The organism is Hydrogenovibrio sp., from assembly GCF_965140365.1.
GTDB lineage: Bacteria > Pseudomonadota > Gammaproteobacteria > Thiomicrospirales > Thiomicrospiraceae > Hydrogenovibrio.
The window spans coordinates 1,723,761-1,737,966 of the sequence record NZ_OZ223196.1 but is presented as its reverse complement, the minus strand read 5'-3'; the positions used below and the strand labels follow the sequence as shown (position 1 = coordinate 1,737,966).

The window sequence follows — 14,206 nt, the reverse complement described above, 5'->3', positions numbered from 1 at the left end:
CGTTCCAATGAACGGCTTTTTTATTGGCCCTGTCGAGAGGCTTATTTAGCTTTTTTGGGCGGATATTGCGCCAGCAGTTTTTGTACGATTTCATTCACCTGTTCGGTAATTTCTTTCGGGTCGGCGTGCTGATCCACATCCGAGGTGCTGATGCCGCGCCAGACCAGTTTTTTGTTGCTGTCCAGAATATCCAACACCACTTTACCTTGCTGATATTCTTCGATATCGGAGCCGGTTTGCACGCCTAAACCGCCGTAGCCCCCGTAAAAACCGGTGCCAAAGCCGATGGAAGTCGTGACCGGTGTGGAACGGATTTTAGAGCTGACGCCGACATGGTAGGTGATGTAGGCATTCGGCTGTTTGGATACGAACTGATAACCTTTCGCTTTCATATTGGCCAGAACCGCATTCTGAATGCGTTCGGCGATGAGAGGGTTTTTCTTTTCAAACTCTTCAGCGGTTGGTTTGACTTGGTCCTTTGCCGGTAGCCAGTCGTAGGTTTTCAGCTGACTGAAGTCCGTGTTGGTGTCGTAGTCGTCGCTGACCTGAACCGTGGAGCAGCCGCTCAACCCGAAAACCAGCAATAATGTCCAAAGTGTCTTTTTCATAAGGTGCGTCTCTTTCAAGTAATAATAATTCTTATTTTAAAGGTAAATTCATTTATAGCAAGTGTAGCACTTCTACTTAGCGAAAAACAGCCAGGCCTGGTGATTTCTTTAGCGTTTCAGCCCAGCCGGTTTCGGCTTTTGGGTAATGAAATAACTGCCGATAATAATGGGCAGAGCGCCGAGAATCTGCGACCAGGTTGGGATTTCGTTCAGATAAAAATACGCCAACACCAAGGTGAGCAACGGCGAGAAGGCAAACAGCGCATTCACCTTGGTGATGGGCAAAAGGTGTAAGGCTTCCACCCAGAAAATTTTTGAAATGAAAAACACCAGAAAACCGGTCAGGAACAGCCAAAGCCACTGTGCTTCAATCGCTTCCCAACTGGGGGTGGTTTCGAAGGTGACCGCCAACAGATAGACGAACGGCAAAGCGATGAGGCTGCGTGTCATCAAAATGGTTTCGGACGAGACTTGTGCGCGGGCGCGTTTCTGGAAAAAGTTGGCAATGGGTGCAATGGCCGCGGCCAGTAAAGCCAAGCCGTCGCCGAGCACCAGGATGAATTTGTCCGGGAACAACACAATCATGGCCCCGCCGGTCATGAGAATGACACCGATTAAGTGGGTGCGGTCTAGGGTTTCGCCCGGGCGGCGACCGAGAAACAGGTAGCTGAATAAGACTTGCAGGAACAGAATAATGGCCACATGGCTAGGCGAGGTGGTTTGCAACGCCAGAAACACCAGCGCGAACAGGGTGGTGAGAAACAGGCTGGTCAGCGCCAGATTTTTATAGGCTTCGGTGCGTTTGAGTTCGTGCCGTTTGCCGCGCGCCAGAAACCAGATGATCAGTACCACTGTGGCCACGAGCAAGCTATAAAAATAGGCATGCAGCGCGCCGAGTGCGGCGACGGTGAAAAACGCGAAAATCGGAAAGTGCGCTTCCAGAATGGACAGAGCCAAACTGTAGGCTTCGCCTTTCAGTTGGTTTTTGTGTTGCAAGGGTTTCAGCGGTCGGGGCATAGTCGTTCGGTTAAAAGCATCGCAAGCGCGACACTAGCTTGTCAAGTGCGTCGCTCGAAATTGTCGGAAAGATTTAACAATATCATATTGCTCGATGTTCGGTCGACTATTCTGTGCCCAATGACGAAGAATGTCATCTTTTGTCAAAGCATCGTGTAGGGCGTTTTTCCAAGTGTTCAAGTGATTGGCTTCGAGCACCTGGCCGGTTTGTTGCGGTTCGATTAGGGTTTGCGGGCCGCCGACATTGGAGACCAGACAGCCCAAGCCGCTGGCTTGGGCTTCCATAATGACCTGCCCCAAGGTGTCGGTGATGGACGGAAACACGAATAAATCCGAGGACGCATAGAGTTCGGAGAGGGTTTGTGCATCGCGAACCGGGCCGAGAAAGTGGATGTGATGCGGTTTCATTTTTGGGGCCCATTTGCGGAAACGGCCTTCGCCCACCAGAATCAAGTCGGCTGGAAGCTCGGGCGTTTCCGCCAACAAGGCTTGCCAGGTTTCCAACAGAAACGGTATATTTTTTTCGATATTGATGCGTCCGACATACAGCACTTTTAAACGCTGTGGGTCTAAGTTGAAATCCGACCAGACCTGGCGGCGTTGGTGTTTGGGATGGAACTTGGCTAGATTGGTGCCGGGGAATAGGGTGGAAATACGCTCTCTCGGCAGTTTCAAATCGTGCTGCATAATGCCGAGATAGGCATCCGAGCGCGAGAAAACATGCTGGAAGGAACGGTAGAATTTGGCCATGGTTTTGTCGGTTTGTTTTTTCACCCAGCGGGATCGGGTCAGGTCGTACAGATAGGCCGGAAAATCGGTGTGGTAAGTGCCAAATAGCGGTAGCCCAAGCTTTTCCGCCTGACGCTTGGCGGCCCAACCAAACGGGCCGGGGGTGGAAATGTGGACATGGTCCGGTTGATAGCTTTCCAGAAACTGGCGGATGGCGCGCGTATCCGGATACACCAAATCCAGTTCCTGATAAAACGGCATCGGAAGACGAAAGCGGCAGGGAAGATTGTGGATATACGGGGCGTCCGGAATGGGTTTGGCGGTGGCGGTGACGATTTGCAGGTCAAAGTCTTCGTCGGAATGTTGCGCGGCTTGTTCGCCCATGTCTTGAATAAAGCGTGAGACGCCGTTTAAATCCCCGAGCGTATCGGTAAAAAGGCAGACCTTCATCGTCGTTCCTTATGGTTTTGTTTGGATGAAAGTCTTTATTCTAAAAAGCGCCTTCAATCGTAGGATGACAGCTTATTGAAGCCTTTATGACGGTTTGATGTGATGATTGAATGGACGATGGTTGTTCTTTTAAAAACCACCAGGCCTGGCAGGTTTGAGGATGTAACGGCTAGGGCGTGACTCAGTAAGGCGGCAGCATTAAATCGCCGAAGCCCCAGATCAAGGTGCCGATGATAATGGCGATATGGGTCATGCGGAATTTTTTGCGGTGCCATTTCGAGGGGCTGAGATCGGGAATGTCGTCTTCCGCATCGATTTGGTCCAAGCGACCGTAAAGGGTGCGCAACTCCACCTGAAGCAGGCTGAATTCGCTCATCACGGAAAACAGCACCACCAAGCTGCCGAAGCGAGCAAACCATAAAGGGTCAAATACCAGCCCCATCACAAGACCGATCAAGCCCATCAACCAGGCGATGATCAACAATAATAAAGCTTTATTTTTAGGCACGGTATTTTCCTCGATAAACGGTTTTGTGGAACAGCTTATCGGTATTTTAAGAGATTTTGACCGTCTTGTCTGCCGGTTGCCGGGAATCGACCTGCTCAATGAACGCCAGGTGGTCGACGAATTGCTGCGCCGCACCTTGCCAAGTGTACTGTGGAATGGACTGCGCAATCTTGCTTGGGTGTTGTTTCAGTTGCGCGGCCTGTTCGATGGCCGCTTTCAAATCCCAACTCAGTACACCGTTGACGCCGTCGGTAATAATGTCTTTGGGGCCGGTGACCGGAAAGGCGGCCACCGGCGTGCCGCAAGCGATGGCTTCCAGATTGACCACGCCGAAGGTGTCGGTCAAGGATGGAAATACGAAGACGGTGGCCGAGGCATAGTATTGCGCCAGTTCCGCGCCGTATTTAGGGCCGGTGAATTCCACATCAGGGTAAACCTGTTTCAATTTTTCCAAATCCGGTCCTTTGCCGACCACAACCTTGTGACCGGGCAATTCTAAATCCAAAAAAGCGGCGAGGTTTTTTTCCGGCGCGATACGTCCGACGTAGAGGTACATCGGCGTGTCTTTTTCGGAAGGCCGGGCGCGGGTCGGGTTGAAAATGTCGGTATCCACGCCGCGCGTCATCAGCACCACGTGTTGGAAATGCCGGTTTTGCAGTTCCGTCAAAATGGACTCGCCCGGAACGAAGGTGTTTTGCGCCGGGCTGTGAAAACGGTGCATGATTTTATAGACCCAGTCCGTCGGCACCGGAAAGCGTTCGTGAATGTATTCCGGATACTTGGTGTGATAAGCGGTGGTGAAAGGTAAACCATGTTTGCGGGCAATACGGCGTGCCTTCCAGCCCAAAGCGCCTTCGGTAGCGATGTGGATGGCATTGGGTTGGAATTCCAGCAGGCGTTGTTCCAATCCGCGCGCGCGCCAGACCAGCGGAATTTCCGGGTAGGTCGGTAAGGGCACGCAATCGTAATCGTTGGGATGGATGACATCGACTTCAATGCCTTGCTGGCGAAGGTGAGCGATCAATTGCGACAGGGTGGTGACCACGCCGTTCACTTGTGGTTGCCAGGCATCGGTAACCAGCGAAAGACGCTGAATGCCGCGCGTGTTGAAGGGCGCTTGCGCGTAAGGTTTGGCGGTGTTCGCGGCGGAATCGGGTGTGTTCATATCATCGGACGCTGCTGTTTTATGTTATATGTATGTTGTATGTGAGTCTTACGATTACCTTAGAGTGCCTTGTTGACGCCTGTGTGAACTTAATATGAAAAAGGCTGTTTTTTCAGTCATTTAATTGTCACTAAAGCGTCATGTATCCATCAAGTGCCCCCTTTAAACTTGCCCGAAACAAGGTTAACGATGGGATGGAAAATGAAAGACACGCCTTTAGCGATTATGCCGGATTGGATGGAATCCATAGAAGCGGACGATTTGATTGTTGCGGAAAACAATCATCAGATGTCGAACTACCGAAGCATATTCATTTCCGACGTACATCTGGGCTCTAAAGGTGCGAAAGCCGAGTTTCTTTCCGAATTCCTGAAATACAACCAATGTGACAAACTGTATCTAGTGGGCGATATTATTGATGGCTGGCGTTTGAAAAAACGTATTTTTTGGCCGCAGGAACACACCAATGTGATTCGCCGTATTCTCACCAAAGCCAAACGCGGCACCGAAGTGGTGTTTGTGACCGGTAATCACGATGATTTTCTGCGCCGTTACTCCGGTGTCGATTTCGGTAATATCCGCCTGACGGATGAGGCGGTGCATGTGACCACCAGCGGGGAAAAGTTGTTGGTGGTACACGGCGATAAATACGACAGCGTCATCCAAACCCAGAAATGGTTGGCGGTCATCGGCGATTGGGGTTACGAAAGCCTGGTGGTCGTCAACCGTTATTTCAATCGCATTCGTCATAAGTTCGGCATGGGGTACTGGTCCTTGTCGGCGTTTATCAAACAAAAGGTCAAATCGGCGGTGTCGTTCATTTCGGCCTATGAAGACGCGGTGGTGGAGGACTGTAAAAAACAGGGCTATAAAGGGGTGATCTGCGGTCATATCCACCACCCCGAAATCCGTGAAATCAACGGGGTGGAATACCTCAATTGCGGTGACTGGGTGGAATCCTGCACCGCGATAGTCGAAACCCGAGACGGCGAGATGAAGCTGTTGCAATGGGTGGAAATCAGTCACCAGACCAACGCCGCTTAACGGCTGAGCTTTCAAGGAGCATTGCATGAAGCCCGGGCACAGAGGTTTGGTTCGCATTGTCAAAGCGGCCGGTTATTCCTGGCAAGGCATTAAGGCCTGTTATCAAAACGAAGCGGCATTCCGGCAGGAATTGGTATTGTTGGCGGTGTTGACGCCGATTGCCATGTGGCTGTCGAACGATGCGGTGGAGTTTATTCTGTTAATCGGTTCGGTGATTCTATTGCTGGTGGTGGAGTTATTGAACACCGCGGTGGAAATGGTGGTGGATCGCCACGGTCAGGAGTGGCACGAGCTATCCGGTTTGGCGAAAGACATGGGCTCGGCGGCGGTGTTTGTGATGATGGGGTTGTGTCTGCTGGTTTGGTCGACGCTGATTATCTCGCGCCTGAACTGGAGTCTGTTTTAGCCGAATCCGAGTTTTTGCCAGGCCTGGTTAAAATTCGGATTCGTGTTTGAGGGGCGACCGAATTATTCGTTTTTATCGGATTGGCGGAATTCACTGAGACGTTTCAGTAAGAATTCCAGCTCCGCGCGTTTCTCTTCCTTTTCATTGACTTTTTCTTCGATGAAATCGACCACATTTTTGTGCAGCTTGAGCTTGTTCAGGGCATTGATATTGGTGATGCCGCCCGGGTTCAACACATTCACTTCCAGAATTTTGTCGCCAATCATGTCGACGCCGACGAAATACAGGCCGTCTGCCGCCAGTTTCGGGCCGATTTTGCGGCAAATCGCCATTTGCGAGTCGGTCATTTTGTATTTGTGCGCCGTACCGCCGACTTGAATGTTGGCGCGCACATCGCCTTCCGGGGGTTTGCGGTTGTATGCACCGATGAATTTACCGTTCAGCATCAATACGCGCACATCGCCTTCTTCCGCGCCTTCAATATATTCCTGCACGATGACATAGCTTTTTTCCTGGGTGTGGATGTAGAAGTCCAGAATGGAGTTGATACTGGTTTGAGCGTTTTTCTCCAAGACAATCACACCGTGTCCGCCGGAGGCGTTCAGCGGTTTTAAAATGACTTTGTCGCCGGGCATCTCATCAATCATCTGGCGAATGTATTCCTTGTTTTTGGACACATGTGTAATGGGCAGAAAACTGTTGCTTGGGTCGTTGAAGGTTGTGGTGTAAAGTTTGTTATTGGCTTTACGAATACCGTCGATGTCGTTGATGATGACGACTTCGCTTTTGACCGAGTCGAGAAAATTGTAGACCATGGCATCAATGGGCGGATCGCGGCGAACCATAATGGCATCCAGACCGTGTAACGGCATCATTTTCTGTTCGAATTTGACCTTCTTGTAGAATTGCAGAATATTGTCCGGAATTTTGTCCATCGGCAGAATTCGTTTGACGTAACCATGCGTGACATTGTTGCGCACTGTCAGGTTGCTTGGGTACAGAATGGAGACCTTATGACCGCGTTCCAAGCACTCCTTGATGATTCTCACGGTGGAGTTTTTGGCCGGTGTAATGGTGTTCCAATCTTCAAAAATAAAACCAATATTCATAATCACGTCCTTAAGAGTCGGGGCGATGGTCGGGCGGTATCCGGGGACTATTCCCAGGTCGGAGAATCGCCGAGATGATTCGGCGTCCATGTGGCGAATTCTGACGACTTTTCGCGCAAAAGTAAACCTTTAAAATCGGGAAAATACGCGGTGGGGGTGTTGGCACTTCAATGTTCATAAAAACGCCCAGGCCTGGGCGTTTTGGATGAGCTTAGATTATTTCGCGTCGGTGACGGATTGAATCAGAGCGGAACCTTTGAAGTTGTCGGGGAGGGTTTCGTTTTGAAAGCCGTTTTTCACCTCGGCTTCACTGACGGCATTTTTGTCGTATACAAACACGCCGATGCGGTCGCCGTTTTTTAAGTAACCGGTTTCACCAAACGAAGTGTAACGGGTGGCGCCAAGAGTCACGATGATTTGGGTTGGGTGGCCGGCTTCGGCTAACATCGGCGATAGGTTTTCCAGTGGGCCGAAGTCGGTTTGTTGGTTGAAGGTTTTCACCATCCAATCTTTTAAGGTGCTGTAAAAATAGTTGTACCCCAGTACCGGGCTGTCCATGCCGTAGGCTTCGACGTCGTTGGCGCGTTTTAGGAAAGAAGTGATGTGGTAGTGATCGAGAATGCCGCCTTTGTCGAAACGGTCGATTTCCACCCATTGGTTGGAAATACCGGTGCAGGACTCGCCCCAGTTTTTCTTTTGGCTGATTTTTCGGGCGTTGGGGCGACGGATCGAGCAGTCGTTAAACGCCGAAAAAGCCTTGGCATTCAATTGGGTGATGTCATCGTCGTCATTGTAAACCACATCGAACAGCACGCAAATTTCCGGCTCCATTTGCACGTTGATCGGGTTGGAAAAGTCGGCCTGAATCCGTTCGTTGGAGAGAGGATAGGTGCCAAGAAAAGACGGGTGGCCGGGAATGTAAATCGGGAACATGCCTTTTGGCGCGTTATCGTTTTCGGTTTTGACCTGGACGAAGTCGGCGTCTTCACCGGCTTGGTTCAAGTGTTCGGCAAAGTTTCCCGCAATGCCGAAAACAGGGGTTTGTCGTAGGGTTTCCTGTGTCAGTGTCATGTGTCATTTAACCTTTAAAACAATAGGTTTTGCAATTTTCGGCGATAGGCGTTGACCAGCTGTGGATGTTCTTTATGCAAGAGGTCGAAAATTTCCAGCAGGGTGGTTTTGGCAATGCCATCCCGAAAATCGCGGTCCACGGTGAAAAGTTTCAGCAAGCAGTTCATGGCTTCTTCCACTTGCTGGTGCAGCATTAAGTAACCGGCCAGGTGATAAAGCGCTTCGGGGTCGTTCGGATTGGTTTGCAGGTTTTTCTGCACGGTTTCGATGTCCGGCGCTTCGGCCACCATCTGACTGAACTTGAACAGCGCCAGCAGTGATTTACCTTCGTCGGAATCTTTGGCTTCGTCTGGCAATTTTTCCAGTAATTGCTTCGCCTCGTCCACGTGGCCGCGTTGAAAGTACATTTTCGCCAAATCGAGGTGAATGCGATAGTTATTGGGGTTGGCTTGTGAGGCCTGGCCCAGCAGTTGCATCGCGCGGTCGTAATCACCTTCGCCAAACGCCTGTTGGGCTTGAGCGCGGAGTTCTTCGGACTCGTCCGGCTTTAGATACGGTTTCAGGGCTTCTTGGAAGGCGGACAAGGGTTGGCCGCCTTGCAGTTCTTCCACCACATGCCCTTGGTGGAAAATCTTGAAGCTGGGAATGCTGCGAATCTGAAAGTGGTTGGCCAGTTCTTCCTGTTCTTCGGTATTGATTTTTGCCAGAATGAATTGCCCGGCCATGTCTTTGGCCAGTTTTTCCAGCATGGGCATGACTTGCTTACAGGGGCCGCACCAAGGGGCCCAAAAGTCCACCAACACCGGCACGTGCATGGAGTTGTTCACCACCATTTCATTGAAATTTTCCTGGGTGACGTCAATAATCATCGCTTCCATATCATTGCTCTCATAATGGGTTATCCTCGAAATTCTTTTACGATATCGGTCAATTCGTATAATTTATCCAGCGCTTTTCTGGGGGTGAAGTCGTCGACTTTCAAGTCCGCCAGTTCGTCCAACAAGGTTTCGATTTCTTTCGGGTTGGCCGGGCCGCTCGCGAATAAATCAAATTGCTGCACCGAGGCTTCATGCTCGCCAGCGGTTGTTGTCACTCGGCCACTTTGCGCGGCGGTTTGGTTTTCCAGGCGATGCAGATGGGTTTTCGCTTTTCGAATCACCTCATTCGGCACCCCGGCCAGCGCAGCGACCTGTAAACCGTAACTCTGCGATGCCGGGCCTTCCTGTACCTGGTGCATAAAGACGATTTTGTCTTGATGCTCGATGGCGTTCAGGTGAATATTGACGGTGTTGTTGAACTGTTCCGCCAAGGTGGTCAACTCGAAATAATGGGTCGCGAACAAGCAGTAACCTTGAATGCTTTGCGCCATCTGTTCGGCGATGGCCCAGGCCAGTGCCAAACCGTCGAAAGTGGAGGTGCCACGGCCGACTTCGTCCATCAAAATCAAGGATTCCGGCGTGGCGTGGTGCAAAATATTGGCGGTTTCGGTCATTTCCACCATAAAGGTCGAACGCCCGGAGGTGAGGTCGTCCGATGCCCCGATGCGGGTGAATATGCGGTCGATGGGCCCTAAGGTCGCCGATTCCGCCGGGACGAAACTGCCCATGTAAGCCATAATGGCAATCAACGCGGTCTGGCGCATGAAGGTGGATTTACCGCCCATGTTCGGCCCGGTGATGATTTGCAGGCGACGCGCATCGTCGAAACAGGTATCGTTGGGGATAAACGGTTGGTCGGACAAGGCTTCGACCGTCAGGTGACGGCCTTGCTGAATGTCCAATCCGGGTTCGCTGGTCAACACCGGGCGGGTCAGGTTCAATGCAATGGCCTGACGCGCCAGTGCATTCAGTACATCGGTTTCCGCCAACGCAGCAGCGGTCTGTTGCAGTGGTTTCAAGTCCTCGTTGAGGCGTTCCAATAATTGCTGATACAGCCATTTTTCGCGGGCCAGGGCTTTTTCGTTGGCACTGAGTACCTTGTCTTCAAAGCCTTTCAGTTCCGGTGTGATGTAACGTTCCTGGGCTTTCAGGGTTTGGCGACGGACGTAGTCGGCCGGCACCTTGTCGGACTGCAGTTTGCTGACTTCGATGTAATAACCGTGTACGCGGTTATAACCGACTTTCAGGGTTTGGATGCCGGTGCGCTCTTTTTCACGCTCTTCCAGTGCCAACAGATAATCACCGGCCTCGTTTTTCAAATTGCGCAGTTCGTCGAGTTCGGCGTCGTAACCTTCGTCGAACACGCCGCCGTCACGCATGACCATGGGCGGATTTTCCACCAGAGCGTTATCCAACTGAGCCGCCAGTTCCGGGTATTCGCCGAGGCGCTGGACGATTTGCTGCCATTTCTCGGCAGCCTGGTTGGCCAGTAAGGCTTGCAGTTCCGGTAACTGGTTGAGGGAGCGGCCAAGGTGCAACAGGTCGCGTGGTCGGGCGGAATAAAGCGATACTCGGCTGAGAATACGTTCCAAGTCGCCGATGGGTTTCAGAACCTGCTGAAAATCGTCGGTACTGTGTTGTGCAATCAAATCTTCGATGGCGTCGAGACGGGCATTGAGGATGTCGCGATTGCGCAGCGGCTGATTGAGCCAGCGGTTCATCAAACGACTGCCCATGGCCGTGGTAGCGTTGTCGAGGATCGAAAACAGCGTGTGGTGTTTGCCACCGTTGAGGTTGGTGTCCAGTTCCAGGTTACGTCGGCTCATGGCGTCCAGCACCAAGGCGTCGTCGGTGCGGTAGGTTTGTAGGCTGAACACATGCTCCAAATCACTTTGCAGCATGGCGCGGGCGTAATGCAGAATGGTGCCGGTGGTGGCGATGATGGTGGGTAATTGCTCGCAGCCGAACGCCACCAAATCCTGTGTGCCGAAATGGTCGGTCAGGCGTTTACGACAGGCATCGACATCAAAGTGCCAAGCGGGATAACGCACCAGGCCTGGGCGTTTTTGAATGGCTTCCGGCAAATTCTGTTCAAGTAACGGATCATCCGGCAAGATGATTTCCGCCGGTTTGAGACGCTCCACTTCGGCGGTCAGTTGCACAGCATCGTCGAGTTGTGTGGCTTCAAAACGGCCACTGGCCACATCCAAATAGGCCAGACCGTAAGCGTCGTCGAGCTTGGTAATGGCGGCCAATAGGTTTTCCGACTTGTCTTCCAATAAGGCGTCTTCTACCAAGGTGCCCGGTGTGATGATGCGAACCACTTTGCGCTCCACCGGACCTTTTGACGTGGCCGGGTCGCCGATTTGTTCGCAGATGGCGACGGATTCGCCCAGTTTGACGAGTTTGGCAAGATAGCTGTCTGCAGAGTGATGTGGAATGCCCGCCATCGGAATCGGTTGTCCGCCGGATTTCCCACGTGCCGTCAGGGTGATTTCTAACAGCTCGGCCGCTTTGACGGCATCGTCGTAAAAGAGTTCGTAAAAATCGCCCATGCGATAAAACAGCAAATGACCTGGATGCTCGTTTTTAACCGCTAGGTATTGTTGCATCATAGGGGTGTGGGTGGTTTTTTCGGCCATAATTGTTTGCGGTCGGTTCCGGTTGGTTGAAGTTTCTTGTCGGGGTTCGTTGGGCGAGTATTTTAGCGGAAAAGCCATGTGTGAATGGCAGAAAGTGAGATTTCGCCAACGTCGCCACTGTAAAAAATGTGTAAAAAAAGGTATGCTAATCGATAAAACACTTTCTATCAATAAGGAGCCCTTTAATGATGAGCCGTTCGAGCCTTGAATCCTTAGTGGCCGAGGTGGGTGATGCCCTGAAACAGCACGATAAGTTGATCGTGACGGCGGAATCCTGCACCGGTGGTTTGATTGCCGAGGCCTTAACCAGTGTGGCGGGCAGTACCGCCTGGTTTGATCGGGCGTTTGTAACTTACAGTTACGAGTCGAAAAACGAAATGCTGGGCGTTAAGGAAGTGACTTTGCAACATAAAGGCGCGGTCAGCCAAGAATGTGTTGAAGAAATGGTGATTGGTGCCTTGCAAGAATCACATGCCGGCATCAGTGTGGCTTGTAGCGGTATTGCCGGGCCAGGTGGCGGCACGCCGGATAAACCGGTGGGCACGGTATGGATTTCTTGGGCGATGCAGGGGCACGATGAAATTATTTCCAAGCTTTACCATTTTGACGGTGATCGCAATGCGGTTCGGTTAGCTTGCACAGTGGAAGCGTTGCAAGGAGTGTTACGTTTGCTCAAAGAGGATTGAAGGGCCAAAACGTTCGACCTTTATGGTTTTTTTGGTTTTTTTCTGGATTTCTTCCTGAAATTCCGCAGGCGCTGACAGCCGATAAAAAAAGTGTTAAATCCACGGAATTATGGGATAATCATGCCCCAATAAAATTTCAACCTTTGCCTCTGTTTTTTTCGTGAATGGCGTTTGCGGGAGAAGGAAAGCAAGGGTTTTTTAATGTAATTTGAATGGTTCTGAAGTCGCCTCCGGCGGCCTTCGGTACCGGATGTAATGAAAAAACGGTGATGTTAATGGATGAGAATAAGCGTAAAGCGCTCGAGGCGGCGTTAGGACAAATTGAAAAACAATTTGGTAAAGGTTCCATCATGCGCATGGGCGACCAAGGTGTGGTCCGCGACATTGACGCTATTTCAACCGGTTCACTTGGGTTGGATATTGCATTGGGTATCGGTGGTTTGCCACGTGGCCGAGTGGTTGAAATCTACGGCCCGGAGTCGTCCGGTAAAACCACTTTAACGTTGCATGCTATCGCCGAAATGCAGAAAGCTGGCGGTACCGCCGCCTTCGTGGATGCCGAGCACGCTTTGGACCCGATTTACGCTCAGAAGTTGGGTGTTGATGTGGATAACCTGCTGGTGTCGCAACCGGACACGGGGGAGCAGGCGTTGGAAATCACCGATTCGTTGGTGCGTTCCGGTGCGGTCGATATCGTGATTGTCGATTCGGTCGCCGCCTTGACACCGAAAGCGGAAATCGAAGGCGATATGGGCGATTCCCACATGGGCTTGCAAGCTCGTTTGATGTCGCAGGCATTGCGTAAGTTGACCGCTAACATTAAGCGTACCAATACATTGGTGATTTTCATCAACCAGATTCGTATGAAAATCGGGGTGATGTTCGGTAACCCGGAAACCACCACTGGCGGGAATGCTTTGAAATTCTACTCCTCGGTGCGTTTGGACATCCGACGTATCGGAGCGATTAAGAAAGGCGAAGAAATTTTGGGGAATGAAACCCGCGTGAAAGTGGTCAAAAACAAGGTTTCGCCGCCGTTCAAGCAAGTGGAATTCGATATTCTGTACGGCCAGGGAATTTCCCGTGAAGGGGAAATCATTGATTTGGGCGTGAAGGAAAAGTTGATTGATAAGGCCGGTGCCTGGTACAGCTATGAAGGCCAAAAAATCGGTCAAGGCAAAGACAATGTCCGTCAATTTTTGAAAGACAATCCGGAGATTTCCGAAACCCTTCAAAAAGAATTGAAAGAGCGTTTGATGCCAAAGCCGACCTCATCGAAGGCTGCTCCGGAAGGGGATGAAGCCGAAGCCTGATTGATAACGGGGAGCCAAACGACGTATGGATTCTTTGGGGTCGGAAGACGCGCAAACGCTGGCTCAGGAAATGGAATCGCGCGCGGTGTATTTGTTGTCGCTTCGCGAGCATGGCCGTAAGGAGTTAGGGTATAAGCTATCGCAAAAATTCCCGCACTCCGAAGATTACCCAGGCCTGGTGGATATTGTATTAGACAAGTGCGAAGAACACCGTTGGTTATCGGATGAGCGGTATGTCGAAACCTATGTCCGGCAAGCGATTGAGAAACAGCAAGGGCCTTATAAAATCAAACAGGCTTTGCAGATGCGCACCGATCGACAGGATTTGGTGGAAGCTTTTTTAGCGATGGAAGAGGCCGACTGGGCTGATATTGCGATCCAGGCTTTGGAGCGAAAATATGGCGACAGTGCCAAGCCTTCAGAAGCTAAAGAGCAGGCACGTCGAATGCGATTCTTACAATCACGGGGCTTTTCCCAGTCTCAGATTTGGAAAGCATTTCGTGGTGCCTGAAACGAGATAGAACACAACGAATAAACAAGACGATACTGTCACAATAATACATAACCATAGCAAGACAAA

Annotated in this window: 14 protein-coding genes; 5 read left to right on the top strand and 9 right to left on the bottom strand. The window is 51.2% G+C overall.

The features are described 5' to 3' along the window. Nucleotides 1–41 precede the first annotated feature (41 nt). The 5 genes from AC0KH7_RS08325 to AC0KH7_RS08305 form a co-directional block, all read right to left on the bottom strand. Nucleotides 42–608, bottom strand: coding sequence for a DUF4136 domain-containing protein (locus AC0KH7_RS08325; protein ID WP_472372457.1), 567 nt, complete (start codon nt 606–608; stop codon nt 42–44). Between the two features lie 108 nt (nt 609–716). Then, nucleotides 717–1,625 carry a DMT family transporter gene (locus tag AC0KH7_RS08320; RefSeq protein WP_472372455.1) on the bottom strand — a complete coding sequence of 303 codons (909 nt, stop codon included), beginning with the start codon at nt 1,623–1,625 and terminating at the stop codon, nt 717–719. Between the two features lie 33 nt (nt 1,626–1,658). Then, nucleotides 1,659–2,804 carry a glycosyltransferase gene (locus AC0KH7_RS08315; RefSeq protein WP_472372453.1) on the bottom strand — a complete coding sequence of 382 codons (1,146 nt, stop codon included), beginning with the start codon at nt 2,802–2,804 and terminating at the stop codon, nt 1,659–1,661. Nucleotides 2,805–2,985: 181 nt separating this feature from the next. Beyond that, complete coding sequence (locus AC0KH7_RS08310; protein WP_472372451.1) at nt 2,986–3,312, bottom strand: hypothetical protein; 327 nt, start codon at nt 3,310–3,312, stop codon at nt 2,986–2,988. Between the two features lie 46 nt (nt 3,313–3,358). Next, nucleotides 3,359–4,477: a glycosyltransferase family 4 protein gene (locus AC0KH7_RS08305; RefSeq protein WP_472372450.1), complete on the bottom strand. Its 1,119-nt coding sequence runs from the start codon at nt 4,475–4,477 to the stop codon at nt 3,359–3,361. A 201-nt stretch (nt 4,478–4,678) separates the two neighbouring features. On the opposite strand from AC0KH7_RS08305, the gene AC0KH7_RS08300 reads away from it, so the two are divergent. Together AC0KH7_RS08300 and AC0KH7_RS08295 are read left to right on the top strand one after the other, a co-directional pair. Continuing rightward, nucleotides 4,679–5,521: a UDP-2,3-diacylglucosamine diphosphatase gene (locus tag AC0KH7_RS08300; RefSeq protein WP_472372448.1), complete on the top strand. Its 843-nt coding sequence runs from the start codon at nt 4,679–4,681 to the stop codon at nt 5,519–5,521. A 25-nt stretch (nt 5,522–5,546) separates the two neighbouring features. Next, nucleotides 5,547–5,927: a diacylglycerol kinase gene (locus AC0KH7_RS08295; protein WP_472372446.1), complete on the top strand. Its 381-nt coding sequence runs from the start codon at nt 5,547–5,549 to the stop codon at nt 5,925–5,927. Between the two features lie 62 nt (nt 5,928–5,989). On the opposite strand, the gene gshB is transcribed toward AC0KH7_RS08295, so the two are convergent. The 4 genes from gshB to mutS all read right to left on the bottom strand — a co-directional run bounded on the left by gshB (nt 5,990) and on the right by mutS (nt 11,627). Next, nucleotides 5,990–7,036 (bottom strand): glutathione synthase, encoded by a 1,047-nt coding sequence (gene gshB / locus AC0KH7_RS08290; protein WP_472372444.1) that lies wholly within the window; start codon nt 7,034–7,036, stop codon nt 5,990–5,992. A gap of 216 nt (nt 7,037–7,252) precedes the next feature. Then, a complete protein-coding gene (locus AC0KH7_RS08285; RefSeq protein ID WP_472372442.1) occupies nt 7,253–8,107 on the bottom strand; it encodes a DUF5718 family protein in 855 nt (284 codons plus the stop codon). Between the two features lie 14 nt (nt 8,108–8,121). Then, nucleotides 8,122–8,985 carry a thioredoxin gene (gene trxA / locus AC0KH7_RS08280; RefSeq protein ID WP_472372440.1) on the bottom strand — a complete coding sequence of 288 codons (864 nt, stop codon included), beginning with the start codon at nt 8,983–8,985 and terminating at the stop codon, nt 8,122–8,124. Nucleotides 8,986–9,005: 20 nt separating this feature from the next. After that, nucleotides 9,006–11,627, bottom strand: a complete 2,622-nt coding sequence (mutS, locus tag AC0KH7_RS08275; RefSeq protein ID WP_472372438.1) for a DNA mismatch repair protein MutS — start codon at nt 11,625–11,627, stop codon at nt 9,006–9,008. Between the two features lie 185 nt (nt 11,628–11,812). Here mutS and AC0KH7_RS08270 point away from each other — a divergent pair, with 185 nt between their 5' ends. The 3 genes from AC0KH7_RS08270 to AC0KH7_RS08260 all read left to right on the top strand — a co-directional run bounded on the left by AC0KH7_RS08270 (nt 11,813) and on the right by AC0KH7_RS08260 (nt 14,137). Beyond that, nucleotides 11,813–12,313, top strand: coding sequence for a CinA family protein (locus AC0KH7_RS08270; protein ID WP_472372436.1), 501 nt, complete (start codon nt 11,813–11,815; stop codon nt 12,311–12,313). A 275-nt stretch (nt 12,314–12,588) separates the two neighbouring features. Beyond that, nucleotides 12,589–13,626, top strand: a complete 1,038-nt coding sequence (recA, locus tag AC0KH7_RS08265) for a recombinase RecA (RefSeq protein WP_472373793.1) — start codon at nt 12,589–12,591, stop codon at nt 13,624–13,626. A 25-nt stretch (nt 13,627–13,651) separates the two neighbouring features. Then, nucleotides 13,652–14,137 carry a regulatory protein RecX gene (locus AC0KH7_RS08260; RefSeq protein WP_472372434.1) on the top strand — a complete coding sequence of 162 codons (486 nt, stop codon included), beginning with the start codon at nt 13,652–13,654 and terminating at the stop codon, nt 14,135–14,137. Nucleotides 14,138–14,206 lie beyond the last annotated feature (69 nt).

Excerpts from the sequence above, each read along its gene's own strand:
- AC0KH7_RS08320 (WP_472372455.1), bottom strand. The coding sequence starts at position 1,625 with ATGCCCCGACCGCTGAAACCCTTGCAACACAAAAACCAACTGAAAGGC.
- AC0KH7_RS08315 (WP_472372453.1), bottom strand. The coding sequence starts at position 2,804 with ATGAAGGTCTGCCTTTTTACCGATACGCTCGGGGATTTAAACGGCGTC.
- gshB (WP_472372444.1), bottom strand. The coding sequence starts at position 7,036 with ATGAATATTGGTTTTATTTTTGAAGATTGGAACACCATTACACCGGCC.
- AC0KH7_RS08295 (WP_472372446.1), top strand. The coding sequence starts at position 5,547 with ATGAAGCCCGGGCACAGAGGTTTGGTTCGCATTGTCAAAGCGGCCGGT.
- mutS (WP_472372438.1), bottom strand. The coding sequence starts at position 11,627 with ATGGCCGAAAAAACCACCCACACCCCTATGATGCAACAATACCTAGCG.
- AC0KH7_RS08305 (WP_472372450.1), bottom strand. The coding sequence starts at position 4,477 with ATGAACACACCCGATTCCGCCGCGAACACCGCCAAACCTTACGCGCAA.
- AC0KH7_RS08300 (WP_472372448.1), top strand. The coding sequence starts at position 4,679 with ATGAAAGACACGCCTTTAGCGATTATGCCGGATTGGATGGAATCCATA.
- AC0KH7_RS08325 (WP_472372457.1), bottom strand. The coding sequence starts at position 608 with ATGAAAAAGACACTTTGGACATTATTGCTGGTTTTCGGGTTGAGCGGC.
- recA (WP_472373793.1), top strand. The coding sequence starts at position 12,589 with ATGGATGAGAATAAGCGTAAAGCGCTCGAGGCGGCGTTAGGACAAATT.
- trxA (WP_472372440.1), bottom strand. The coding sequence starts at position 8,985 with ATGGAAGCGATGATTATTGACGTCACCCAGGAAAATTTCAATGAAATG.
- AC0KH7_RS08270 (WP_472372436.1), top strand. The coding sequence starts at position 11,813 with ATGATGAGCCGTTCGAGCCTTGAATCCTTAGTGGCCGAGGTGGGTGAT.
- AC0KH7_RS08260 (WP_472372434.1), top strand. The coding sequence starts at position 13,652 with ATGGATTCTTTGGGGTCGGAAGACGCGCAAACGCTGGCTCAGGAAATG.
- AC0KH7_RS08285 (WP_472372442.1), bottom strand. The coding sequence starts at position 8,107 with ATGACACTGACACAGGAAACCCTACGACAAACCCCTGTTTTCGGCATT.